Here is a 25,484-nt window from a genome sequence, read left to right on the forward strand (position 1 = left end):
GCTGAAGGCTCTGACGATCGAGATCATCTGTGCCAACTCCAGTCAGGCCAAGGGCCGTGTCGAGCGCGCCAACAAGACCCTGCAAGATCGGCTGGTGAAGGAGCTTCGGCTCGCCGGCATCAGCACCATGGAGGCTGGTAACGCCTTCCTGCCGACCTTCATGGCCGACTACAACAAGCGCTTCGCCAAAGCGCCGTTCAACGACAAGGATCTCCATCGGCCTATGACGCCCAGGGATCGGCTCGACGAGGCCTTCACCTGGCGAGCCGAGCGAACCCTTTCGCAGTCCTTGACGCTACAATACGACAACATCCTCTTCATGATCGAACCGTCGGAGTTTGCTCAGGCAGCGATCGGCCAACGGGTCGAGGTTGTGGACTTCCCCGATGGTCGATTGGAGGTCCGCTACAAAGGCCGGAGCATGCCCTACCGCACCTTCGACAAACTGCGCCGCGTTACCGAGACTGCCGTGCTCGAGAACAAGCGCCTGGGCGGCCTCCTCACCCTGATCCGGCAGAGCCAGCAGTCTGAGCCACCTGGCATGCGCACTAGCAAAGGCCCGAAGCGACGCGACCAGACCAAGCACATGTTCAGCGTGGGTTGATTGACTCTGCCCTGACCGGCTGACTTCGATCAGCTCAGCATTGTTGCCTCGAATAGATCGAGACCCCAGCCAATGCCACACGCCGCTAGGACAGCCATTTGGTCAGGGTCAAGCCAAACGCCCTGCTGTTCGTCTGAGACATAGAAGCCGCCGTAGATCGATATGCTTGCAGGCCTGAGCGTCTTGGCGAGTTCCGCGAAGAGGTGTTCGCGTCCTTTAAGTTGGTCGATCAGCGTACCGACTGCGTTCGCGTGCTCACGGCCATCGACGAGCGGCGCTGCATGCAATTCAAGATTCCACATGTTGAAATCATGCAGTCGCCCAGTCGGCCTGGGCTCACCACGCCTTGCAACTGATGTAGGTGTCAGGCCGAGAAGATTGGTGACCATGTCTGGGTCAGCGTCGAAGCGGGCGATTGTTAGAGTAAGCATGGAGGCGAACTTGGCACTTCACGCCGTGCTATCCAAGTCCGAAAACCACACTATTCTCTGATCTTTGGAAAGTCCGCAGCCGGCGCGCTCGGAAACCAAAGAGGCAACTAACCTGCCTGTGCGTCGGTCGGCGGTTGGGCGCTGCGCTCGCTTGAAAAGCTACGCGCCCGCCCGCCGCCCTACTCCACAGCCGGGGCCAGTGACATTTCTATCTGGCACAAACCGCGACATTTCTATTCGGGCTAGACAAAATGTGTAGCCGGGTGGATTCCAGGTTGAAGTGCGACTTGTCATAGATTTCAATGCCCTGCGGGTATGAAAGGACAAGCGCTATGGGAGCCTGTTATACGCATATCGACTTCAAGGAACGCGTGAAGCTGTTCGATCTTGCAGGTCTGGCATTTTATCCGTCACTGAACTTGCAAGGATGTTAGGTCGACATCGCACCACCGTCGATCGAGAAATCAGTCGGAATTTTCAAAACAATGTTTATGCGGAATTCCGTGGTTGGTTTCAGATCAATGCAGACATGCGGGCGCGTCGTCGCAGACGTAAGACGGCTAAGCCGGTGCGATACAGGGCTTTGCGAAGTTACGTGTTCGCCAAGCTCAAACTGGGCTGGTCCCCCGAGCAAATTGCGGGTTGCCTAACGCTAGATGTGAGCATCCGAGATTTCCCATAATTGGCTATGAAGCCATTTATCAGTTCATCTACTCGCGCGCGGGCCAGTCGTTAGACCTATATAAGCTCTTGTATCGGCATCGCCGCCGGCGACGCAAACGCGGTGGTCGGAAACCGGCAGGATCACACATCCCGTTGTATTGTAACATAAAACATAGACCTGAAAATATCGCTAAGCGAGACTCCTTCGGTCATTGGGAAGGCGATTTGATCATCTTTAAGCGCGAGCACGGGAAGAAAAATCTCACAAGCCTGGTCGAGCGAAAAACGCGTTTCCACATACTTTTGCCCAATCTGGACCGTAAGTCTGTCGATATCATCTTGAATATTGCGGAGCACCCGTCCCCCACCCCACATGGGCGCCAAACCATGACTTTCGACCGCGGGACCGAATTGATACCTTTGTGGCAAAGTGTGGTTACGTCCTCGGCCATGCAAGAACCGACGTTATTTTGCAACCAGTACGTTTTTCGTGGACAAATGGCTTTAGGTTGAATTATTTGATATGACAACAAACTAAATTGGTTAGCACTAATGCGCTTTCGTGGTGAGCAGAGGTGCCGCAAAATTATCCTAATTCCATCCTGACAATAGACATTGGCATGACGCAAGATTTTCCCGGTATCCTTTATCTTGGTGTGGACGGCGGAGGCACCCGCTCACGTGCCAGGCTTCAAGACTCAGACGGTAAAATACTGGGTGAAGGTCAAAGTGGGCCCGCCAATATCCGCCTCGGGCTCGACCTGGCATGGAACAATATTCTGGCAGCTATAGATGTTGCGCTCACAGTAGCTGGGTTGGACAGGAGCGTCTTATCCAGGACAGTCGCCGTCTTCGGCCTCGCGGGTATTGTCACAGAGGACGACGTGATCAGGGTCAAGGCACGCGCGAACATATTCAACACCATCGCAATATGGCCCGATTACCACATCGCCGCTATTGGCGCCTTTGAAGGCGCCGACGGGGGCGTGCAAATTGCGGGCACCGGCAGTTCGGGCTATGCGGTAATCGACGGTAAGGGACATACGCTGGGAGGCTGGGGGTTTTCTCTCAGCGAGAAGGGATCCGCGGCAGCTCTGGGGCGGGACGCCATTCGGACGGCACTCGAAGCCTCGGACGGGCTGGTCACACAAACGCCTTTCACCAAGGCTGTAATCGCCCATTTTGGCGATCCGGCCGCGATAGTCGACTGGTCGGAAACCGCCTTGCCGATGGACTATGGCGCGCTGTCCCCCTTGGTTTTCCGCTACGCAAAACTGAGGGATCCGGTTGCAACATCATTATTAAGGCATTTGGCTGCCGATTGCGGACGTTTCATTCAACAGTTGGTGTACATCGGCGCGCCTAAGGTTTGTTTTATGGGCGGCTTGGCGTCGCTGATCCGGCCATGGCTGCCGCAGACGGCGATTGACTGCCTGACCGAACCCAAGGGGGACGCCCTCTCGGGCGCCTTGCATCTGGCGAAGCAGCTTAGCCATGTTCACGCCGCACAGACGGTGGACGCATGACGCGCGCCATTCGACTGGAAGTTTGCGTAGACACGGCCGAAGGACTGGATATCGCGACAAAGCACGGTGCGGACCGGATCGAGCTTTGCGCCAGCCTCAGTGTCGGTGGCCTTACCCCCAGCGTAGGAATGATGCATCTGGCTGCGCAGTCCCAATGCCTGACGCGTGCCATGGTGCGACCGCGTGAGGGAGATTTCGTTTATGACGATGTCGAAGTCACATTAATGATGCACGACATTGACGCGGTCGCCGCAGTTGGGCTCAATGGGGTGGTGTTGGGCGCGAATAGGGCGACGGGCGAACTGGATGAACGTGTCCTTGGCAAGCTCATCGAACACGCAAAGTTGGCGGGACTTCAGATTACCCTCCATCGCGCTTTTGATGTGGCACCCGATTTGCCGGCCGCATTGACAATGGCCCAGTCATTGGGCATCGACAGTATTCTGACCTCCGGCGGTGCGGTTAATGCCCTTCAAGGCGCCGAGACCATTCGCAGACTTGTCCAATTGGCTGGTGCATCACCTTCGACTCGTGGCATCGAACTTATGGCTGGCGTGGGCGTCAGTGCGACCACCGCACCGGAAATTGTAACCCGTTCAGGCGTCCGTTGGCTTCATGGATCCTGTAGTATGCCGCGCTCAATTGACTCATCGGATGCAGCGCGCCTCGGATATAGCCTGCCTACTCATCGTCGTACTGACGCTGGAGCGATCGACCAACTCCGCGACGTCCTGGGGCACCTGGCACGCGACGCCGTCGCGATAGATTGACGGTCGGCACTGTCGTATTTTTTTGACCTTGCCCCCAGTTACGCAAGAGTAGGCCCATTCATTTTGGACGGAAGATTGTACTATAGCAACGCCCTGCCCTATCGAGCGCGATATGGTTTAAGGATAAATGATCTCTCGCTCGGCAATGTAAAGGCCCTGTCCAATCTCTAAAGCGAGGGGTTTCCGACGCAGCGTGAATATGCCAGATTCACGGTGGCGTTGCTGTCCCGATCGCTCAGGTCTTTGTAAAAAGCTGTGACCCGGTTCCATAGGCCCATATTTCGTTTCCTGTCTCTGTTTAAAGCGCTTGTCTAAAACGCGCCTTCCACTTCTTAATAAACGCAACAAATTACCTCACACACCTCCGAAAGCGATTTCCAACTCGAAATAAATCCGTGCGGCTTACCACGCTTAATGCCAGACAATTGGATTTGACGCGCTAGTCCATTCTCATATATGAAAACTGATCAACCCAAGGGTTGTTATTACGTTTCATTGCGATTGCTATGGGTGGGATGCGCATTATATGGCTGCGAGCAAGGAAGTTTCCCCGGCGGGAACCAAGTCGACTGTCCTTTACATGCAGTTGCAAAAATGGCTTCGCAACGCCATAAATGAGCGCGAGCTGGCTCCCGAAGATGCTATCCCCACCGAACGAGAGCTTGCGGAAAAGTTCAACGTTTCACGTATTACGGTCCGGAAAGCTGTTGATGGACTCGTCTACGAAGGCTTACTTACGCGACGTCAAGGGGCGGGAACGTTCGTTGCCGCCCGGGTGGAAAAGAGTTATTCCAAAATGTCTTCGTTTACGGAGGACATGATCTCGCGGGGTCGCGTTCCCAGCAGCAAATGGCTCTCGAAAACCTCAGGGACCGTAAACCCGCAGGAGGCCCTTTCGATGGGCCTTTCGCCGGGAACAGTCGTTTATCGGTTTAACCGTATGCGCTTCGCTGACGGCTTTTCCATGGGGCTCGACTATGCCACCGTGCCTGCCGATTGCCTGCCGTCTCTCGAAGCGGTCAATGACTCGCTGTATGAAGCTCTTGAGAAAAATGGCACGCGCCCAGTGCGTGCGCTGCAAAGGTTGAGAGCCGTGGCCTTCAATACCGAACAGGCGAAATTGCTCGACATCGCCGTTGGAGCGCCAGGATTGCTGATTGAACGTCGCGGTTTTCTGGCCGATGGACGGCCAGCAGAGTTTACGCAGTCATATTATCGCGGCGATGCCTACGACCTAATGTCCGAACTCACTCACAATTCCTGAAATTTTTACCAGGAAAATCATTTTTATCGTTGCCAATCCGAGTTGCGGATATAGAGTTGTCATAACAACTGTCTCGTAGTTTGGTTTCGCTTGCGTCGCACCGCCCTGCCCGGCCAATTCAGCCCACTCTGCCAGACCGAGACGACAAGCTGCAGAAGGAAACGACGCGAAGATGATCAATCGCCGATATCTTATTTCAGCCGGTGTAGCGGCAGCCTCCCTGACTGCGGCCGGGACCTCGGCGCTTGCCAAATCCGCTCCCTCTCCTTTCGGCGCAACACCATCGACGCGTCAACTGAGGTGGCACAAACGCCTTGCTTACGCCTTTATGCACTTCACCATAAACACCTTCACCGACCGTGAGTGGGGATATGGCGATGAAGCGGAATCCTTGTTTAATCCGTCCGATTTCAGTGCCGATCAAATCGTCGGAGCCGCGCGAGCGGGCGGTTTGACGGGTTTGATTCTGACCGCCAAACATCATGATGGCTTTTGCCTGTGGCCAAGCGCCTACACTGAGCACTCTGTCAAAAATTCCCCCTACAAGAACGGTAAGGGCGATATCGTCCGGGAAATGGCCGACGCATGCCGGCGTCAGGGGCTTAGTTTTGGGGTCTATCTGTCGCCATGGGATCGCAACCACGCTGAATATGGCCGCCCCGCCTATGTGACCTATTACCATAACCAGCTTGAGGAATTGACCACGCAGTATGGTCCGTTGTTTGAAGTCTGGTTCGACGGCGCCAACGGCGGTGATGGCTACTACGGTGGCGCCCGTGAAACCCGCCGGATCGACGGTCATACCTATTATCAATGGGATACGGTGCGCGCGATCGTCCGCAAGAATCAGCCGGATGCCGTCATGTTCGCCGACGCAGACATGGATATCCGCTGGGTGGGCAATGAAGAAGGTGTCGCCGGCGATCCTTGCTGGCCGACTGTCGATGCCACGCCCTATACTCAGGAAAAGGGCAATCACGGCGTGCGCGGCGGGCCAATCTGGAATCCGGCGGAAACCAATGTCTCCATCCGCCCAGGCTGGTTCTGGCATAGCGATGAGAAGCCGCGTTCGCCAGCCAATCTGACACGGATCTATTTTGAATCTGTCGGCCGCGGCACCACGCTTCTTCTCAACCTGGCCCCCGACCGGCGTGGTCAAGTGCCCGCAGAAGATGTTGCCGCCCTGAAGGCCTGGAAAGGCATACTCGACGCCGGTTTTAAAACCAATTTGGCGACAGGTGCCACGGTCCGCGCGAGCAGCGTCTTCAATACTGAATATAGCGCCCAAAATCTATTGTCCCTATCCGCTTTTTGGGCCGCGAAAGAGACCGATCGGGCCGGCGCATGGATTGAAGTTGCATTGAAAGGGCCAAAAACCTTCAATGTCATCGCCTTCTCAGAAGACATCGCACGAGGCGTGCGCGTTGATGATTACGCTGTCGACATCTGGCAAGACAATAAATGGCAAGAGGTGTCCCGCCACACCTCTATCGGCCCCCAAAGGCTGATCCGGCTGGAAGCGCCCGTCACAACGCAACGGGTACGTCTGCGCATACTGACCGCTGCCGCATCTCCTATTCTGAACGGATTTGGCCTGTTCCGCCTGGCAGATATCCTGGAAGAACCCGGCATTGGTCGAGATGCGAAAGGCATGGTTTCTCTGAGTCCGCCGGAGAAGGGACTAGAAATCCGGTACACGCTTGACGGTTCCACACCAAATGCTGGGTCCAAACTGTACACGACGCCCTTCCCGCTTCTGGATGGCGGCGTTGTCAAGGCGATAGCTCGAAACGCAGACTCAAACGTGTCCAGCAGCATGACGACCCGTGAGTTCGATGTATCACCTGCCGATTGGACATTGATCGCAGCAAATGGGGAACCGGCCGAAGCCCTGTTCGGCAACGGTCTGTTTACCGGGCACAGTGGAGAACCGGTAGACGTCACTATTGATCTTGGGCGCTCATACAGCCTGCAAGGGTTTACCCTAAAGCCCGCTGGCCAAAACATCTCGCTAGGGGTTGATGTCATAGCTCGAATTGGTCCGCCCGCAGGGTATGAGGTCTGGGTCAGTGCTGACGGTAAAACTTGGGGTGAGCCGATTGCCACCGGCGAATTTTCAAACATCGCGGCGAGCCGTGCGGAACAAAGGGTCCGGTTCAATAAGCCCTACCAAGCCAAGTTCCTGCGGCTGCGTTTTGCGCACGCCGTGCAGAACAAACCCATGATCGTCATTGGCGGTCTGGGGATCATTACTCGCTAGGCCGTAGGCCGTCATTCTTTGAATTCTTAGCAGACTGTTTTATCATGCACAGCCGCCGAAATTTTTTTGCTCTGACTGCTTCTGTTTCCTTGCTAGCTCTGGCGCCACATGTGGCTGCGGTCGCTCAGGCGCCGCGCGATATGGCGCCGCAATACCCCTTCTCCGGTCCGAAGGATCATTGGGAGGCGTTCAAGGCTTACGACCCGGTCAGCGACCCTGACGCACCGCATTTTCGGTCACATGTACCGAGAGCAAAGCGTATAACGCCTTTTTCGGCTACTCAGGCGCATCCGCGCCTGGATGCTGCCGTGTCCGGCGCCACACTGCTTGCCGCCTACCTGACTCTCAGCGATACCGATATTGATCTGAACCGCACGCGTTACGCCGTTGGCAGCCCAGATTGGGTCCACGTCGAGCGCTTCTGGCAGTTTCAGGACGTCGTTGTCGGATGGAATACAACCGGCCTTGTTCCAAATCCCTCTCTGATCGATGTCGCGCATCGCAACGGTGCCAGATGTCTGGGGACTATGTTCCAGCCCGATCCGCGTTTCTTCAATGAGGCCGAACTGTCCCGGCCGGCTGTTGCCGGTAAGCTGGTTGATTTGGCGAAATACTTCGGCTTCGACGGCTATTTCGTGAACTTCGAAGGCTATACAGAAAAGGACGCTTCGGCCGTCCAGGATTTGATTGCCGACATGCAGAAGGCGGCAAGACAGGCCGGATTGGTCGATTTCCATATTCAATTTTATAACGGATACACCGACGCACGCGATGTGTGGCCGGGCTTTCCTCATCCGAACGGTACGCCCCGCGGGGCGTCCGAAGATCGCGCCAACTCCATGATGATTGATCAGGGGTGGAGCAATTACGCCATGACTCGCGGATGCTGTTCGGGGCCACCACTGGCAAATCTGCCAACACCGACGGAGCTGGGTCAGAACTACAATCCCTTCGACGTCTACTATGGCCTGCAACTGTACCCCGGTCCCGGATATCTAGGACTGATAGGGCCGACGGTTATCGAGCCGAACGGCGGTAAAGCGTCGGGCGGGCTGCAGATCTACAGTGTTGAGGATGGTTTGCGTAAAATGCGTCGCGCCAGACTGGATGCGTTACGCGCAGCAGCGCCGACCGAGACCGTACTGGCGGAGATAAAGCATCTTACGAATACCGCTACGCGGCGATCGGCGTGGTATGATCTTCATCGTAAATTCTGGTCCGGAAAATCGGGCAATCCCGCCATGGACAATGCGCCCACTGCCGCCGAACAGGCTATTTATGGTCCCGCCGCCGCACGCAAGCTATACACGGATTACCAGGCACCGGGAAAAGAGACAGACCAGATTCGTCTGCCTATCACCTACGGGGTCGCCAACTTCATCGCCGAGCGTTCCGTGATCGGTAGCCTACCGTTCGTCAGCCATTTCAATACCGGCGATGGCGATCGTTTCTTCGTTGGCGGCGTCAAGGTGGCTGAAACGCCGTGGTATAACCTGGGCATCCAGGATATTTTGCCAACTTGGACGTGGTGGAAACAACCAATGCAGGGCGGTAACACCGATACACTGCTCGACGTCGACTACGACTTTACGGACGCCTATGATGGCGGTGCCTCCATCCGCATTTCCGGTGACAAGAACAGCGGGACGGACATCCGTCTCTACAAGACGCATATTGCCGTAGATGCCGCAACCACTCTCGGCCTGATCTACAAATCCGAAACCCCGGGCGATCTCAAGGTCGGCCTGGTATTTGAGGACGCTCCGAATGTCACCGAATGGCTGCCGGTCACGAAAACCACAGCCCTTAAAGGCGGTTGGCGGCGATGGCGCCAAGGCCTGAAGGCTTATAAGGGCCGTACCTTGGCTGCTCTGTCTCTGGGGGTGGCGCGCCCTGCGAAGCCGCTTTCCTATGCCGTCAATATTGGCCAGATTGCCCTGACTACGGCCGCTGACAAAGCGTTACAGGCGCCAAAGAGCCTTGCCATCACCGCCACCCAGATTCACCCCGGCGGGCAGACGGCGGATCTGCGCCTGGCGTGGACGTTCGATGCGGGTGTCGCCTATTACGACCTGTTCGCCGCAACCGGTAAGTCGCGCACCTGGCTTGGTCGTGTCGCCAATGACACCTATTATATCAAGGGGTTGAGGCGTGATAGCGCTTCAACCGTGCTGCAACTGGTGCCATATGGCCGTGATGGCCAAGCGGGTGAGCCGGTCGCTACAAAGTTCAACTGGACCTGACCATTCGGCTGCCGGGGAGGCGGAAATGAATACGGCGGACAATAAGACTTCGGCTCATCGCCGACAGGTCGTGATCGTGGGGGGCGGGACAGCCGGGTGGATGTCGGCTGCCTTGCTGGCCAAGATTACTCAAGGCAAGCTGGGTGACATAACCCTGGTGGAATCTGAGGAGATCGGCACCATTGGGGTTGGTGAGGCAACCATTCCGGCCATCAAGCGCTTCAATCGCCTGCTGGAGCTTCACGAACTGGATTTCGTCCGCCAGACCCAGGCCAGCTTCAAATTGGGTATAGAATTCGTCAATTGGGGTCAGGTCGGCACGCGTTATTTTCACCCCTTCGGCGCGATCGGCGATCCGATTGGACGCGCCGCCTTTCATCACTTCCTGACGCGACGACGACTGGCTGGCGAAGCGGAATCGTTTGAAGACTATTCGCTGAACGCCATGGCTGCCCGACAGAATCGTTTCACGACGCCGCCACGCGATGACTCGCCTCTGTCCCAGTTGAGCTACGCCTACCATTTCGATGCCAGCCTCTATGCCGCCTATCTGCGCCGCCATGCCGAAGCCAATGGAGTGAAACGCGTGGAAGGCAAGATCAGGCATGTCGGTCAGAATGCCGAGACGGGCTTTATCGAACGCCTGAGCCTGGAAAACGGCCAGACGGTTGAGGGAGATTTCTTCATCGACTGTTCGGGTTTGTCGGGCCTGCTGATCGAGAAGACACTGCATAGCGGCTTTGACGACTGGAGCGCGCTTCTCCCATGCAACAGTGCGGCCTTTGTACCTAGTGAAAAAGTGGCGGATGTCACGCCGTATACGCGCTCGACCGCCCATACCGCCGGCTGGCAGTGGCGCATTCCGCTTCAACACCGAACAGGGAACGGCCACGTGTTCTGCTCGGACTTCATTACGGATGACGAGGCCGCTCAAACCCTGGTCCGTAATCTCGACGGCAAGGCTCTGGCCGACCCTAAATTCGTACGCTTCAAAACCGGCCGCCGGCGACTGAGCTGGAACCGCAATGTGGTCGCCATCGGTCTGTCCGGTGGCTTCCTGGAGCCGCTGGAATCGACCAGCATCCACCTTATTCAATCCGGTCTGGTCAAGCTGCTCGACTATTGGCCGGGTGAGAGGTTCGCCCCCTTATTGGCCGAACAGTACAATCGCGCCATGGCCAATCAGTATGAATCGATCCGCGATTTCATCATCCTGCATTACAAAGCAACTCAACGGGACGATTCTGCATTCTGGCGGTACTGCCGCGACATGCCGGTACCAGATTCCCTAAGCTATCGTCTTGACCACTTCCGTTCGTCGGCGCGGATCGTGCTAACTCCCGGGGAATTGTTCCAGCCGAATAGCTGGCTGGCGGTCATGCTTGGTCAGAATATAAACCCTTTAGGCTATGATCCGCTTGCCGATGTCGTCGACACGGAGCGGGTCGCCGCACAATTCAGCCGGATGCGCGGAACTATCAGTCGCGCCGTTCAGTCGATGCCGTCACATAAGGCCTTTCTGGATGCCTTGAGCTAGATGTGAACGTCCGGCTTGATGTGCGTTCTGGCGATGGCACACCGTTTCCAGCTTAACGGGGCAAGAGCCAGACCTGCGCCACCTGATGCCCGCGTCCGCTGCCACCAAGACCATCGGGCCGAGTCCATTCCAAGGTCAGCCCGCCATGGTGTGTCAGGGTTTGCGGTACGTCCAGTTCGACGGTCATCGGATTGGAGGTTCGGTCGCTGAAATCGCGCAAGACCACGCCATTCGCCGTAAGCCGGATCGGCAAGGCATAGCCTTCACCGGCATAGACGATTTTCAAACGGTAGGCCGTTCCAGGGTCTAGCCGGTCATAGCGCAGGGTGATCGGGACTTCGTAGAGGGTTTCGGCATAGCTCACCCAGGCCATGCGCCAGCCGTCATCGGGCGTCATATCGGCTATACCATCGATGGCGCTTTCATACATTTCCGGATCGGTGGCAAAACCGGGCCCGCGCACCAGATGCGGTTCACGGGCCGGATCACCAAGATCATCGTAAAAACCACCCTGTGGCGGGGTGTCACCGTCTACGAGGACTTTGAGACGCGCTGCCCGTTGCAAGGGGTCTTTCAGCGCCCCGATCTCATCCATTTGCCGCGTCAACCAGACACGGTCATTCAACGACGCATCAACCCGGTCTAAATTGGCGCCCCGCTCGATCGCCGAGGCGCCATAAAGTTTGACACTGAGTTGCAGGCCGATGTGGCTATAAAGCTTGCCCGCAAGGTCAAAAAGCCTTGTCCGCAAAGCGCTAATATCGGCTGTATCGGTCGCCGCCAGCGCCAGACGTGCCGCGGACATGTCGCCTGTTGTGAGGGCCGCATAGGCTTGCGCCTCGCGCATCCGCTCCGCAATGGCGCGGCGGCGGACATAGGCGTCATAGGTGGCGCGATACCAGGCCATCTCAAACCGCCAGTTGTCTGGGTGCGATGGCGCCATGCGCTCGAAAAACGCCAGGGTCTGTTCGATACCGTCATTTCCGGCCGCTGGCCCGTCCCAGTTTCGCTCCAGTGCCGTCAGCCCATTTGCAAACCCTGAATCGCCGATAAAATACCGGCCATAGTCGGCGAGAATGGCATCGGTGTTTGTATTTATGTTCCAGCCCAATTGCGACCACAGCATCTTGTTGACGTCGTCATTCACCCCTTCGGAATAGGTGACGAAGCCGTCGATATCGTCGGCGAAATGGCGAACAATATGGCTCTGTGCGCGCGGCTGCGGATTGATCGGTTCGCGACCTTCGGTGAGGGCGAAAGCCGGGTCCCACCGGGGCACCGGAAACTGGGCATGCATCGTATGGGCAATGTCGGGGTAGAAGATAAGCTTGTAACGCGCCGGGATGCGCGCGCGCTGCGCCGGCAAGGGATCGCGCGATTGCGGTCCGAAAAATACGCCGGTCAGCCAGTCCGGTTCCTTGGCCAGAAGCGCGTAAAACCGCTCATACTGCGTCTTGTCGAACCCTTGCGCCGACAACCAGACCGTCGCCCTGGGATGATAGCGATGAAGAATAGCCGCTTCGGCCGCCACCACGGGAAACAGCACGTCCGGTTGCGTATGGCCAGGATCGCCACCGGGAATATACAGCGCATCCACCTTGGGCAGGTGCTTCACCAGGTCTTCAAAGCGTGCCAATTCAGCGGCGCGGGTGGCGGGTTTTGTGTAGTCGTCACCCATCTGGGGGTAATAGAGGTCGAAATCGAGCCCGTATTTCTTCATCAGTCCCGACACACCGATCGCCATATCGAATGGGGCGGCGGTAAACAGGGGACTTTCCGCCGCATCGTCAGACACCGGGGCGATCCACTGGACGCCGTTGGCACCGAAAACTGCCAGATCGCGCACCTGTTGCTCGAACATGGCGAGCGTGAAAGCGTCATAGCTGTTGTTCTTGAAGCGGTAGCCGATCTGATGCGCCCTGAAAGCCATCTGCGGCGCGGCATGGATATCCGGCGCATCAGGCCCTTTACGGAGAAGATAACCAACGCCAAAAAGTATGCCGCGATCGTCGTCGCCGGCAATGATCACACGATCACCGATGCACATGACCGTATAGGCTTCGGGCGTCGGCGGCGGCAGGTTTTTAAGCCTTTTGTTCCATAGCATCTTATCGGTGCCAGACAGTAGACCTGCCATCTCATCGCGGCGTGCGACCACGACCGAACCAGCATAGTGACGTGCATCTAGCAGTGTCACCGCTGCGAGAGCCTGCGATGTGGCGTGCGGCACGGTGATCACCCCACTATCGTGCGACAGAGCTGGCTGGGCCATCAGCAACACAAGCAGGATTAGGCCACGCCACATTCGCTTAGCCAAACACACTTCTTGCCGGGACGACCCGATCGGTTTTCGTTCCATCACATTGGGCGTAGACAAAGCCCTTCTGAATGGCAAAGGCGCCGACATCGCCCTTGGTATTCAGGGCCAGGAACCCGACCTGAAGCGTCTTTGCGGCCTCTGGCCGGCGTTTGACGATACGCATGACCGCCTCTTCGCATGCCTGTTGCGGCGACCGGCCCTGGCGCATCAACTCGACGACCAGGAAGCTGCCGGCATTGCGGATAACCTCTTCGCCCACGCCGGTCGAAGTGGCGGCGCCAATCTCGCCATCGACATAGAGGCCAGCGCCGATGATGGGGCTGTCGCCAACCCTGCCGCGTAGTTTCCACGCCATGCCGCTGGTCGTGCAGGCCCCCGACAGACGGCCCTGCGCATCCAGCGCCAGAATGCCGAGCGTATCATGGTTATGGACGTCGCCTGGCACAACGCTGCCCGGCGCATGGCCGTAGGTTGACATTTCACTATTGGCAACCGGCTGGTATTTTGCCGTTTTCAACCAGTCTTTCCACGCGGCTTCGGAGTCCGGGGTCAACAGTTCTTCCGGTTTGAATCCCTGCTCAACGGCGAATTGTAACGCGCCTGCCCCAACCAGCAGGACATGCGGCGTCTTTTCCATGACCAGCCGGGCAACCGAAATCGGGTGTTCGATATGTTCCAATGCCGCGACGGCGCCGCAGCGCCACTTTTCATCCATGATGCTGGCATCCAGAGAGACGTGCCCGTCGCGGTCCGGGTATCCGGCTCTGCCAACACTGTGGTTCTTTAGGTCAACTTCGGGAATGCGCGCCCCCGCTTCGACTGCATCCAGCGCATAGCCGCCGCCTTTTAGCACGTCCCAGGCCGCTTGATTGGCCGCGACGCCGAAATCCCAGGTGGAGACGACAATGGGCTTTGCCGCCGGCGCGGCGGTTGCCGCCCCGGAAATGGCGGCGAGCGAGGTAAGTGCCAGGGTATTTTTGAAGACATCGCGACGATTGGGCATGGCTTTGCTCTCAACTAAAGGAGGGTGGTCTGTCGACCATATTCGCACCGAAGGCTGGATTGGGTCGGGGGGCCATCTCGAAAATCAGTTCCCCGCCACGCATCAGGTCGGCGTGGTGTATCCAGCTCTTAGTATAAGGTTTGCCATTCCAGCGCACCCTTTGCACATAAATATTGTCTGCACTGTTTCCTGGCGCTGCGATGATCAGCTTGCGCGCACCGCCTATAGTGATCTCGGCACGCTGGACGAGCGGTGATCCGAACACATAGACCGCTGTGACCGGATCGACGGCATACAGGCCCAAGGCACTCATCAGATACCAAGCACTCATGGCGCCACAATCCTCATTGCCCTCCAGGCCGTCATACTGGTCGCGGTACATGTCCTTCATCAGCTCGCGGACACGGCTTTGCGTCTTCCATGGGGCTCCGGTGTAGGCATAGAGATAGGCGACGTGGTGGCTCGGCTCATTGCCATGAGCATATTGGCCGACCAGACCGGTGATATCCGCCAGGCTTTTCTCTTCGGCATTCGACTTTTCGCTGAACAGGCCATCAAGCTTCGCCTCATAAGCCTTAAGCCCGCCGAACAGTTTGGCGTAGGTGTAGATATCATGCTGGTTGAGGAAGGTCGCCTGCCAGCCATTGGTTTCGGTAAAATCGCGCCATTTGGCCTGATCATGGCCGAGCGAATGGGGATTGTAGGGTGTCACCCATTGGCCGTCAGCCTGTTTGCCGCGCATAAAGCCGATACAGGTGTCGAAGACGTTACGGTAATTTTGCGAGCGCGCTCTGAGCGCCTTCGCCGCCTGGCTTTCGCCGACATGGGCCGCCAGTTTCGATGTACACCAATCGCTGTATGCGAATTCGAGCGTACGCGAGACGGACTCGTCTACCTTGTCTGCTGGTATATATCCCAGCTGGCGGTAGAACCCAAGACCATGCACGTCATCGACAAAGGCGCGTTTGGCCAAGACCGCGTAACCGGCTTTGTAATCTATGCCCTTGATACCCTTGGCGGCGGCCTCGGCCAGAACGGAAGCGCAGTGATAGCCGATCATGGTATCGGTCTCACGCCCTTGCAGCGGCCATATCGGCACCCCGTCCGGGCTTTGCTCGCCCATTCGCACCAGCCCGCCAATCATTCCTGGCAAACGCGCCTGTTGAGTGATCGTGAAAAACGGATGGACGGAACGGTAGGTATCCCACAGGCTGTAGGTCGAATAATTGGCCTCGCCGGCTTTCAGCATATGGACCGCATTGTCCATGCCACGGTAACGGCCATCGACGTCTTGGAAAATCGTTGGTGCAAGCAGAGTGTGATAGTGAGCGGTGTAGAAGATCTTCTTATCGGTCTCACTGGTCATCTCGACACGGACCTTACCCAATTCGTGGTCCCAAGCGGTGCGCGCCGCGCCGCGGACACGCTCGAAATCGAAATCGGGTAGTTCGGCATCGAGGTTTTTCACGGCGCCCTCGATATCGACCGATGAAATTCCGACCTTTACCAACAGAGGCGCATCTCCAGCATCGGGAAAATGCAGGGCAGCCTTGAGATTTTTGCCCTCCATGTCCGTTCCGCCGACCCGTTGATCGTCGCTATAGAGATCGGCACTGGCGAACGGGCGCGACAGTTTCAGGGCAAAGAAAATCCAGCGCCCCTTGGCCCACTGGAATACCTGCCGGCCACCGACAACGGTGTCGTTACCGACGAGTTTCAGCGACACATTGTCGAGGATCAGGTCGTGTTCGCCCCACCATTTGATCGCGCCGTGCGCCAAATCGAGCAGGACATGACCGCCCTCGCCTTTTGGGAAGGAGTAACGATGCAAACCCACGCGCGTCGTGGCTGTCAACTCGGCCCTTATGCGGCTGTCGATCAGATCGACGCTGTAATAGCCAGGCGTCGCCGTTTCCGTTTTGCGGTCATAGCGCGAGCGGTAACCGGCATCCGGATCGCTGAGCGGACCCGGCTTTAGCTTCACTGGCCCTGTGGCCGGAACCAGCAGTATATCGAGCATGTCGGGGCAGCCGGTCCCGCTCAGATGTGTATGGGAAAAGCCCATGATCGAGCCGTCGGCCTGATGATAGCCGGAGCAGGAATCCCAGCCCTCATTGCTGGTGTCGGGCGACAGCTGCACCATGCCGAACGGCAATGTGGCGCCGGGGTAAAGGTGTCCGTGACCACCCGTCCCGATAAACGGATCGACATGGTCACACAGCGATTCCCCGGCAGCGAAAGCGACCTGCGGCAAGCTCCCAAGAGCGACCGTTCCCGCCAAAACCTGACGACGCGAGATCATGTCATGTCCTTAGCTTATCAGGGCCGGCTTTTGCGCCAGCAGGGTGAGGATCAGTTCGCCATACAGGCTGTTGGCCCAGGCAAACCATGACCGGGTGAAGATTGCGGCGTCGTCCTTACCGACCGACTCGTTCATGAAGCCGCGTGGCACCGCCGCCGTTTTTAGCTCGGAAAGGCAGGCCTTGATCTCGGTGTCATTGGTACTGGTCAGCGCCTGCATCATCAGGGAGATCGGCCAGACGGTGTTCAGGCCGGAATGCGGGCTGCCGATACCCTGGAGCACCGAACCCTTATAGTAGTAGGGATTACGATCACTTAAGACCGCCGCGCGGGTGCGCAGGTACAGGGGATCATCCTTGGCGCAAAAACCAAGATAGGGCAGGCTCAGGAGGCTTGGCACATTGGCGTCATCCATAAAGAGCACATTGCCATAGCCATCGACCTCATAGGCCCAAATGTCGTTGCCCTGCGCATCCTTCATCTTGCCATGAGCGTGCATGGCCGCCTCTACTTCGGCAGCGAGCGCAAGACAGCCGGCTTTGACGTCCGCGCCAAGACCCGTCGCCTCGGATATCTCTGCCAATTGGCGCAACGACACCACAGCGAAGGCATTGCCGGGAATAAAGTACGGATAGGTGCACGCATCGTCCGAAGGCCTGAAACCCGAATGGATCATTCCTGTGAAACGGGTCGGCCAGCCATAGCCACGCGCCAGGGTCTCGGTCGGCTCGGAAGCGGTGCGATTAAACTTGTAGGGTCCGTCGCCATCCTTGCGTTGCTGTTCGCGGAAGGTTTTCAGGATTGTGCGCATGGCCGCGCGCCAGGTCTCATCGAACGGCGTCGTGTCCTTTGTCACCGTCAGATAGCTGTGCGACAGCCGGATTGGGTAACACAGGCTGTCTATTTCCCATTTCCGCTCGGCGACGCCCGGCTTCATATCGGTCTGGTCCGTCAGGGACCAGGACAGATCGGTCATCGCCTTCGGATCACGCATATAGGCGTTGGCGTATGGATCGATCAGGATACAACGGGCCTGACGCTGGATCAGGCCGTGAAACAGGGTTCGCAAGCTCTTGTCGTTCGCCGCCAAGGGCAGATATGGCGATACTTGCGCCGAGGAATCCCGCAACCACATCGCCTTGATATCACCGGTGATGATGAAGCTGTCAGGCTTGCCGTCGATCACACCGGTTTCGACCGTGGTATCGAGCGTATTAGGATAACAGTTGGCGAAGAGCCTGGCCAGTTCGTGATCCTTCAGGCGCTTAGTCGTTGTCTTGATCACCGCCTCGACAGCAGCGCTCTTGAATTTACGCATGCCCAAAGGCGGACGCACGCCGTCGGCGACGATCGGTGACATGGCCGGTATATCGGCCATTGTCCGCGACGCCATCAGGGCCGCCAAGGCCGCGCCACCCCATATCAATTGCCTACGCTGCATCACATACTCCTAAAGTTGGACGAGGCCCGGCCGGTCCCATATCTGGTTCTTGCCGCCGGCCAGTGATCGCTCAGCGCCTTCATGCAAATCAAGCACGATCACTTCGTTGACCCCGGCCTTAAGGTAAGGCGCGGGCACGAAGACAGCATGTTGCGGGCCTACCGACCAGTGACGGCCAAGATTATGGCCATTGACCCAGACATAGCCCTTGCCCCAACCGCGCATATCCAGGAAGGTGTAGCCGACCTCTGTCAACTCGATCGTACCACGATAAAAGGCAGGACCATTGACGTAGGCCGTGCTGAATTTCAAAGCGCTCAGGTCATCGAGCGGTAAGCTGTAATGCGCCCAGCCAGCGAGCACGGTGTCGCCGATCTTCGCCGCACCGACCAAGCCCTTCTGGTCTTTCCCGATCTGGTCGCCGTAATTGATACGGCCCATAGTATCGACCAGAACCTCGACGATATCGCCCTTTTTGACGCTTACATCGACGCTCGTCTCATGGTAGCGGCGGTCCAGCGTGCCTGCGGGCACGCCGCCCACCGATACGAGCGCGTAGTCCCGCAACTCGCCGAAGCTGAGGGCGCCCTTTAGCGCAGTCGCCGCCTTGTGGCGGTAGACGACTATACCGTGCGGCTGGTTCAATTGTTCCAGCGTGCGGGGCTGGGATGCGCTTACAGGTTTGCCGAGAAGCTGGCTAAGGGGAGCCGCTTCGCTCAGGCGAAACCGTTTGATGTCGATGGCCTTTTCCGGTTCCGGCAAAGCGGTGAAACGCTCAGCTGGCAGGTACTTCTGGAACAAAGCCTTGGCCGCCTCATATTTCGGCGTCGGACGGCCGGCTTCATCGAGCATGGCATCGTAATCGTAGCTCGAAATATCCGGCTGATAGGTTTGGGTGGCCTTGTCGAAGTTGGCGCCCGCATCGAAGCCGAAAGAGGTGCCGCCATGCAGCATGTAGAAGCTGATCGAAATCTTGTTGTCGAGCATCCATTGCAGGCTGTCGATCAGCGGCGGGATCGGCATGGACGAATGCATCTCGCCAAAATGGTCGAACCAGCCGCCCCACAGCTCCGTGCACATGCGTGGACCGCCGGTCTTGAACTTGTCATAAGCAGCGAATTCGTTTTTCGCCTTATCGTGCGTGCCGAAATTGATGCCATTGAACAGCTCCGGCAGAGCGCCATTCTGAATGACGGCGGCGCCATCGACCGTATAGAGCATCCCCTGGAAACCGGCGGCGCGCACCTGATCCTTTACCGCACGCATATAGACCAGGTCGTTGCCGTAAGAGCCATATTCGTTTTCGACCTGGGTCATCAGAATAGGGCCGCCCTTGTCGATTTCAAGATGCGCAACCTCCTGACCGATGCGCTTCAGCCATTCACCCGATGGCTGCATGTAGCGCGGATCGAGCGAGCGCGGCCTGATATCCGGATCGTTCAGGACCCAGCCAGGATAGCCGCCGCTGTCCCACTCCCCGCAACTATAGGGCCCCGGCCGCAGAAGCACCCACAGGCCTTCTTCCTGAGCCGTCTTGATCCAGGCCGCCAGGTCGAGATTGCCGGAGAAGTCGTATTCGCCCTTGCGGCGCTCATGGGCATTCCAGAAGATATAGGTGCAGAGCGTATTGAGGCCCAGCGCTTTCAGCTTCTTCAGGCGATCGCGCCACAGCTCGCGCGGGATGCGGGGATAGTGCATCTCACCGGCCATTAAGTGGATCGGCTTGCCATCGAGCACAAAGTCATTACCGACGATACCAAAGCGGGCATTGGCGGCTAGGGCCGCACCGGTGGGTATCAAACCCCCAATGGCCGCAGTGGCGCTCATGGCCGCCAGAAAATCTCTGCGTGTCGTGTTTGAGCGTGTCGTCATAGATGTAACTCTCTACTTCGGTAAGGATTGATGACCGGTGAGGGTCAGTGTCAGTTGGGAATCGGTCGGCTTCGGCTGGCCGCCGCCGACGAACAGGCGATAGTCACCGGCCGCCTGGGCCCGATTGCCGCGGCGATCGACCATACTCAGATCGCGCGGGGTCAGGTCGAACGTTACCTGCCGGCTTTCACCTGGCTTCAGATGAACCCGTGTAAAGCCAACCAGACTGTGTTGCAGGCCTTCGTCATTGGCCGGTGGCGTCAGATAGACCTGGGCCACCTCGTCGCCTTCCACCTGGCCGGTATTGGTGACGACGGCGGTGAGCGTGACACCTTGCCCCGCTGCGACCGACGCATTCGACAGGCGTACATCGCTGTAGCCGAAGGTGGTGTAGCTCAGGCCATAGCCGAAGCCATAAAGCGCTTCGCCCTTGAAATAGCGATAGGTACGACCCTCCATGCGATAGTCGATAAAGGGCGGCAGGTCCTGAACCGATTTGTAAAACGTCACCGGCAGGCGGCCTGACGGATTATTTTGGCCAAGCAGGGTTTGGGCAATGGCTGTGCCGCCGGCTTCGCCCGGATACCAGCCTTGCAGCAAGGCGTCGGCGTTATCCTTTGCCCAGTTGAGCGCCACGGCTCCGCCGGATAGATTGACGACGATCAGCGGCTTGCCCGTGGCTTTTAGCGCTTTCAGGAGCGCCGCCTGGCGCGCTGGAAGGGCCAGATCGGTACGGTCGCCGCGATCGAAGCCCGGGACCAGAATCGACAATTCTTCGCCTTCGATATCCGGCGACAGGCCGACAAAGGCCACAACGGCATCGGCGTTTTGCGCCGCCTTCACCGCCTCAGCCACCTGCGCTTCAGGCGGGGCCTGCCATTGCAAGCGTACACCCCAGTCCTGACCCGTATGTTTGAACTCCAGTCTCACCTTACGCGGCTTTGTATCTTCGAAACGCAAGTCGGCGCTTAAGGACTTACCGTCCCCCTTATCGCTGATCACCGGCTTGTCATCGATAAACAGGGTCACCGCATCGTGCTGATTATCGCATTCCCAGCAGCGTTCCGTGTAGATTTTGAGCTGATAATCACCTGTGGCGGGCGGCGTCAGATATCCACTCCAACGCACGCCATAGGCTTTGTTCTCGAACCCCTTCACTGGCGCGACGTTGTACAGGTCGAGATTGACTGTCGTATCGATCCGCGTCAGCACGGGCTGGCCGACAAAGTCGGGATTGTCGAAGTACTCGCCGGTCAGGCCGGATTTTTGGCCTGAGCCTGTACCGGTAGACAGCGCCGTCTCCGGAATCGGAATGGCCACGCCGTCAGCGATATTGGCGCCCTGCGCATACATAACGCGATCAGCACCCAGCTCGGTGCGCAGGCCTTGCAAAGGGGTCACCGGGGCTACGGCAGTGCCGTGATAATTGGCCTGAAGGATCTCCAGCGTATCGGCATTGGGACCGACTACAGCGATCTTCGCACTGGCTTTCAGAGGCAAGACACCGTCATTTTTCAGCAGTACGATGGATTCACGCGCCGCTTTCAGCGCCAGGTCGGCGGCTGCGGGTGTGTGAAGCTGATCTGCGCCAATACCACTATAGGGGCTGGCCATGCCATCCAGTCCGAGTTTGGTACGCGCATCCCATAACCGCGCCACGGTTGTGTCGAGTTGAGCTTGCGTGACCAGCTTCTTCTCGACGGCGGTTTTCAGGTGCTTGTAATAGGTGCCACAGTTGAGATCCGTGCCGGCTTTGAGCGCTTCGGCGGCATTTTCTTCCGGCGTATCGCGGTAAAAGTGGAAGGCATACATATCCTCGACCGCATCGCAGTCGGTCACGACATAGCCCGTAAAATGCCAGTCCTTGCGCAGACGTACGGTGAGCAGATCGCTCGAGGCACAGGCCGGAACGCCGTGCAGCGAATTGTAGGCGCACATCACCGATTGCGCCTTGCCTTCCGTCACAACCTGCCGGAAAGCCGGCAGATAGGTGGCCTCGCGATCATACGGCGAAGAATCAACGTCGAAGCCATGGCGGCCAGCTTCGGGTCCGGAATGGACGGCAAAGTGCTTGACCGACGCGATGGTTTTGGGGTGCAGAGGATCTGGGCCTTGCAGGCCCTGGACGAAGGCGGCACCAAGCGCACCGGTCAGGTGCGGATCTTCGCCATAGGTTTCCTGTCCCCGCCCCCAGCGCGGGTCGCGGAAGATATTGATATTGGGCGACCAGATGGTCAGACCGAGATAGCGGCCGTGATCCTTGTCGGCGCCCACGGTATTAAACTTGGCGCGGGCTTCGGTAGAAACCACATCGCCGACGCGGTGCAGCAGATCGACGTCCCAGGTCGCCGCCAGCCCGATGGCCTGCGGGAATACGGTCGCCTCGCCGGCGCGGGCCACGCCATGCAACCCCTCGTTCCACCAGTTATAGGCCGTAACACCCAGGCGTGGAATGGCGGGCGCGGCAGCCTGGGTCTGGCTGACCTTTTCGTCTAGGGTCATTTGGGCGACCACGGGCGGTAAGCCAGCCTTGGCCGCCGGTTTCGCCGCGACGACAGCGGGGATACCCGCCGCCGTCAGCATAAGAGCTATGGAGAGCGAACGCACTAGTTCGCCACCGGGCCAGCGGAGCCATAGTAGGAACGCACTTTCAGCGTCTTCTTCAAGGTCGCCAGGGATGTATCCGTCTTAACGTGAACCGTCACCGTCTCGCCGCCGGTCATATCGAAGCTGTTGTCGGACAGGTCCGCCTTAAGCGCACCGATATCGAGCCAGACGCCACGGGCAGCCGCCAGGGATGTCACGGAGATATCGAATCCGCCGCGGGCTGGCCGTATGATGGTCTTCAGTTTCGGATCGCGCCAGTCGAGCGCCTTGGTCGCGCCGGTATAGCCGAACACCTTCGCCACCACCTTGCCGCCATCAAGAAGTTCAAAGACGGCCTGGGTCGTCTGCGAATTGCCGCCAGCCAAAAGCTCTGCGTCGGTATAGGTGGCGACAAGCGGGCTGGAGAGCGGCTCAACCGTGGTCGAACCGGTCTTTTCGCTCAGTATCCTGCCGGAAAAATCAAGCGTACGCAGCCGCCAGGTCAGAGTCTCTTTCGTCGTCAGGTCAGACAGGATACGGGCCTGCGTCACCCCGTCCTTGCGCAGCAGGCTTACCGTAAGCGGTGCGTAGAAGCGTTTGGCGCGGAATTGTAACGCTTTCCAGCGACCGTAATAGTCGACGCTCGCCCAGGAGGCGCCCGGCCAGACGTCGTTAAGTTGCCAGTACATGGACCCCATGGTTTGCGGGCGGCTGGCGCGATGATGGGACGCGGCCAGTTCAATACCATCGGCCTGCATCAACTGACTGAGATAGACAAAGTCGCTGAAGGTTTTCGGTTCGCCGTAATTGTTGCGAATATAGAGCAGAAGACGCTTGTTGCCATTACCCTTGTCATACTTCTGGTGGGCGCGCATGACCGGGGCTTCCGGTTCCATATCCTTTTCCGACGCGAAGGCCTTGATTGTGGCCATGACCGGGAAGGACTGAAGGCCATATTCGCTCATGAAGCGCGGCGTGACATTAAGATATTCTTCGACCGGCTTGCCGCCCCAGACCTTCCAGTAGTGACGGTCGCCGTCCGTGTCCTGATCGGCGGGGCCATCATAGTCGGTAGACGGCGATGACGCCCAGTAAGGTGTGCCGGGTGCATTTTGATCGACCGCGCCGCGCAGGACCTGATCGAACATGCGCACCATGCCGGTGACGATACGGTCCCGCTCTTCCGGCGAGACGCTCTTTTTCAGTTCCTCCGTGCCGCCGCCCCAGTTTTCCCAATCGGTCTGGACCTCGTTATTGCCCGCCCAGATGACCACGGACGGATGGTTGCGCAGGCGCTTGACCTGCTCGATGGCTTCAATCCGGGTGTTTTCGCGGAAATCACGGTCGTAGGGGATAATGGCGCCGCCGAACATGAAGTCCTGCCATATCATTAGCCCCAGTTCGTCAGCCTTGTCATAGACGTGGTCGTCCTGGTATGTGCCGCCGCCCCAGATGCGCAGGATGTTCATATTGGCGTCGACCGCCGATTGCAGCATGCGGTCCTGTTCCGCCGCCGTGACGCGCGTCGGGATCACGTCGAACGGAATCAGGTTGGCGCCCTTGGCGAAGATCGGCACACCATTGATGACAATCTCGAAGCTTTTGCCCCACTGGTCTTTTTCGCGGCGGATTTCCGTGGTGCGCAGACCGATCTTTCGCGTCATTTCCCCAATCACGTCAGACCCTTGCGTGACGGTTGCCTTGACCGTGTAGAGATTGGCCTTGCCATAGCCCGCTGGCCACCAGCGCTGAGGGGTTTTGATCTGCACCGGCACGCTGACCGGATTGAGCCCTGCGAACAGCGCCACGTCTTGCGTTACGGTTTGGCTCGTACCGTCCGGCCCGGTAATATCCGCGCGGACAGTCACGGTCTGCGCCTTGTCGGACTGAATATCGAATGAAGCGTTGAGCGCGGCCACCTGATCGTCGAGATGGACCTGGGCGACGTGAAAATCCGCCAGACGGGCATCATCCCAGGCCTCCAGCTTGACCGGCTTCCAAATGCCGAGCGCCACGACGCGCGGGCCCCAGTCCCAGCCGTACTGATAACCGGCCTTGCGGACATAGGTCGAGGAATTGCGACCGAGCGGTTCATCGCCCCACAGGGAATCGTAGGCGCCGGGCATCACATAAGGCATGTCCGCCACCAGCGGCTTCATCTTTTTAATGGGCGACTCCAGATCGACCGTGATGATATTGCTGCCGGCTTTAAGAACGCCCTTTACCGGCACGCGCCAGGTGCGGAACATGTTGTCCGACGACAACAGGTTTTGACCATTTACAGACACCTTTGCGAATGTATCGAGCCCCTCGAAAATGAGATCGATATGATCCCGCAGGAGCATCTCTGGCAAAACGGTGATTTCTGTCTGATATTGCCAGTCGGATAGACCCACCCATTGCACCTTGCCTTCATTGTCGGAGACATAGGGGTCGGGCAGTTTCTTAAGCGCCATGAGATCGCTTTGCGCAGTGCCAGGCACCGTCGCCTTGAGCCAAGCCGCCATGTCCGGGTGCGTCTTGAGGGCCTCATCCCCCGGAGCCAGACGGAACGTCCAGCCACTATCGAGCGCCTGAATCTGAGGGGGAGCGGAAAACGCACTCGTTGCGAAGCACAGGGCTGACAGGCAAAGGCCCTGGGTTATAGATTTTAGCATGGCAGT

Annotated in this window: 15 protein-coding genes and 1 pseudogene; 8 read left to right on the forward strand and 8 right to left on the reverse strand. The window is 58.1% G+C overall.

Translation table 11 applies throughout. From position 1 onward, the window contains the following. Window positions 1–604: pseudogene (locus AEAC466_RS44785) on the forward strand (ISNCY family transposase); the annotation flags it as partial. Window positions 605–633: 29 nt separating this feature from the next. On the opposite strand, the gene AEAC466_RS38840 reads toward AEAC466_RS44785, so the two are convergent. Further along, window positions 634–1,035 (reverse strand): DUF4279 domain-containing protein, encoded by a 402-nt coding sequence (locus AEAC466_RS38840; protein WP_023459326.1) that lies wholly within the window; start codon window positions 1,033–1,035, stop codon window positions 634–636. Between the two features lie 642 nt (window positions 1,036–1,677). Between AEAC466_RS38840 and AEAC466_RS45240 the strand changes: the two genes are divergently transcribed. The 7 genes from AEAC466_RS45240 to AEAC466_RS38875 all read left to right on the forward strand — a co-directional run bounded on the left by AEAC466_RS45240 (window position 1,678) and on the right by AEAC466_RS38875 (window position 11,298). Beyond that, entirely contained in the window at window positions 1,678–2,211 is a 534-nt protein-coding gene (locus tag AEAC466_RS45240) for an IS30 family transposase (RefSeq protein ID WP_162148963.1), read from the forward strand. A gap of 107 nt (window positions 2,212–2,318) precedes the next feature. Then, complete coding sequence (locus AEAC466_RS38850) at window positions 2,319–3,224, forward strand: BadF/BadG/BcrA/BcrD ATPase family protein (protein WP_023459329.1); 906 nt, start codon at window positions 2,319–2,321, stop codon at window positions 3,222–3,224. Then, window positions 3,221–3,994 (forward strand): copper homeostasis protein CutC, encoded by a 774-nt coding sequence (locus tag AEAC466_RS38855; protein WP_023459330.1) that lies wholly within the window; start codon window positions 3,221–3,223, stop codon window positions 3,992–3,994. Before AEAC466_RS38850 ends, AEAC466_RS38855 begins: the two co-directional genes overlap by 4 nt. A 526-nt stretch (window positions 3,995–4,520) precedes the next feature. After that, complete coding sequence (locus AEAC466_RS38860) at window positions 4,521–5,258, forward strand: GntR family transcriptional regulator (protein ID WP_023459331.1); 738 nt, start codon at window positions 4,521–4,523, stop codon at window positions 5,256–5,258. 172 nt (window positions 5,259–5,430) lie between these two features. Next, window positions 5,431–7,518, forward strand: coding sequence for an alpha-L-fucosidase (locus tag AEAC466_RS38865; protein ID WP_023459332.1), 2,088 nt, complete (start codon window positions 5,431–5,433; stop codon window positions 7,516–7,518). A gap of 110 nt (window positions 7,519–7,628) precedes the next feature. Further along, window positions 7,629–9,761, forward strand: a complete 2,133-nt coding sequence (locus AEAC466_RS38870) for an endo-beta-N-acetylglucosaminidase (RefSeq protein ID WP_162148964.1) — start codon at window positions 7,629–7,631, stop codon at window positions 9,759–9,761. Window positions 9,762–9,786: 25 nt separating this feature from the next. Next, on the forward strand, window positions 9,787–11,298 hold the full coding sequence (locus AEAC466_RS38875) for a tryptophan halogenase family protein (RefSeq protein ID WP_023459334.1): 1,512 nt from the start codon (window positions 9,787–9,789) through the stop codon (window positions 11,296–11,298). Between the two features lie 52 nt (window positions 11,299–11,350). Here the strand turns inward: AEAC466_RS38875 and AEAC466_RS38880 are convergent, their stop codons facing one another. The 7 genes from AEAC466_RS38880 to AEAC466_RS38910 are packed head-to-tail and all read right to left on the reverse strand — an operon-like array spanning window position 11,351 to window position 25,478. After that, window positions 11,351–13,570, reverse strand: a complete 2,220-nt coding sequence (locus tag AEAC466_RS38880) for a hypothetical protein (protein WP_235074327.1) — start codon at window positions 13,568–13,570, stop codon at window positions 11,351–11,353. Window positions 13,571–13,607: 37 nt separating this feature from the next. After that, window positions 13,608–14,621, reverse strand: a complete 1,014-nt coding sequence (locus AEAC466_RS38885; protein ID WP_023459336.1) for a N(4)-(beta-N-acetylglucosaminyl)-L-asparaginase — start codon at window positions 14,619–14,621, stop codon at window positions 13,608–13,610. 10 nt (window positions 14,622–14,631) lie between these two features. After that, window positions 14,632–16,923 carry a GH92 family glycosyl hydrolase gene (locus tag AEAC466_RS38890; RefSeq protein ID WP_023459337.1) on the reverse strand — a complete coding sequence of 764 codons (2,292 nt, stop codon included), beginning with the start codon at window positions 16,921–16,923 and terminating at the stop codon, window positions 14,632–14,634. A gap of 9 nt (window positions 16,924–16,932) precedes the next feature. Continuing rightward, the gene (locus AEAC466_RS38895; protein ID WP_031239230.1) at window positions 16,933–18,363 is read right to left on the reverse strand and encodes a glycoside hydrolase family 125 protein; all 1,431 of its coding nucleotides are present in this window, start codon (window positions 18,361–18,363) and stop codon (window positions 16,933–16,935) included. Window positions 18,364–18,372: 9 nt separating this feature from the next. Continuing rightward, the gene (locus AEAC466_RS38900) at window positions 18,373–20,235 is read right to left on the reverse strand and encodes a glycoside hydrolase family 35 protein (RefSeq protein WP_031239232.1); all 1,863 of its coding nucleotides are present in this window, start codon (window positions 20,233–20,235) and stop codon (window positions 18,373–18,375) included. A gap of 12 nt (window positions 20,236–20,247) precedes the next feature. Then, window positions 20,248–22,842: a glycoside hydrolase family 3 C-terminal domain-containing protein gene (locus AEAC466_RS38905; protein WP_031239233.1), complete on the reverse strand. Its 2,595-nt coding sequence runs from the start codon at window positions 22,840–22,842 to the stop codon at window positions 20,248–20,250. Further along, complete coding sequence (locus tag AEAC466_RS38910; protein ID WP_031239235.1) at window positions 22,842–25,478, reverse strand: beta-mannosidase; 2,637 nt, start codon at window positions 25,476–25,478, stop codon at window positions 22,842–22,844. Before AEAC466_RS38910 ends, AEAC466_RS38905 begins: the two co-directional genes overlap by 1 nt. Between the last annotated feature and the right edge of the window lie 6 nt (window positions 25,479–25,484).

The organism is Asticcacaulis sp. AC466 (assembly GCF_000495815.1).
GTDB lineage: Bacteria > Pseudomonadota > Alphaproteobacteria > Caulobacterales > Caulobacteraceae > Asticcacaulis.

Bases quoted from the DNA above. Each gene is read 5' to 3' on its own strand.
- AEAC466_RS38895 (WP_031239230.1), bottom strand. From the start codon at position 18,363: ATGCAGCGTAGGCAATTGATATGGGGTGGCGCGGCCTTGGCGGCCCTG.
- AEAC466_RS38855 (WP_023459330.1), top strand. From the start codon at position 3,221: ATGACGCGCGCCATTCGACTGGAAGTTTGCGTAGACACGGCCGAAGGA.
- AEAC466_RS38885 (WP_023459336.1), bottom strand. From the start codon at position 14,621: ATGCCCAATCGTCGCGATGTCTTCAAAAATACCCTGGCACTTACCTCG.
- AEAC466_RS38850 (WP_023459329.1), top strand. From the start codon at position 2,319: ATGACGCAAGATTTTCCCGGTATCCTTTATCTTGGTGTGGACGGCGGA.
- AEAC466_RS38865 (WP_023459332.1), top strand. From the start codon at position 5,431: ATGATCAATCGCCGATATCTTATTTCAGCCGGTGTAGCGGCAGCCTCC.
- AEAC466_RS38840 (WP_023459326.1), bottom strand. From the start codon at position 1,035: ATGCTTACTCTAACAATCGCCCGCTTCGACGCTGACCCAGACATGGTC.
- AEAC466_RS38875 (WP_023459334.1), top strand. From the start codon at position 9,787: ATGAATACGGCGGACAATAAGACTTCGGCTCATCGCCGACAGGTCGTG.
- AEAC466_RS38890 (WP_023459337.1), bottom strand. From the start codon at position 16,923: ATGATCTCGCGTCGTCAGGTTTTGGCGGGAACGGTCGCTCTTGGGAGC.
- AEAC466_RS38900 (WP_031239232.1), bottom strand. From the start codon at position 20,235: ATGACGACACGCTCAAACACGACACGCAGAGATTTTCTGGCGGCCATG.
- AEAC466_RS38860 (WP_023459331.1), top strand. From the start codon at position 4,521: ATGGCTGCGAGCAAGGAAGTTTCCCCGGCGGGAACCAAGTCGACTGTC.
- AEAC466_RS38880 (WP_235074327.1), bottom strand. From the start codon at position 13,570: ATGGCCCAGCCAGCTCTGTCGCACGATAGTGGGGTGATCACCGTGCCG.
- AEAC466_RS38910 (WP_031239235.1), bottom strand. From the start codon at position 25,478: ATGCTAAAATCTATAACCCAGGGCCTTTGCCTGTCAGCCCTGTGCTTC.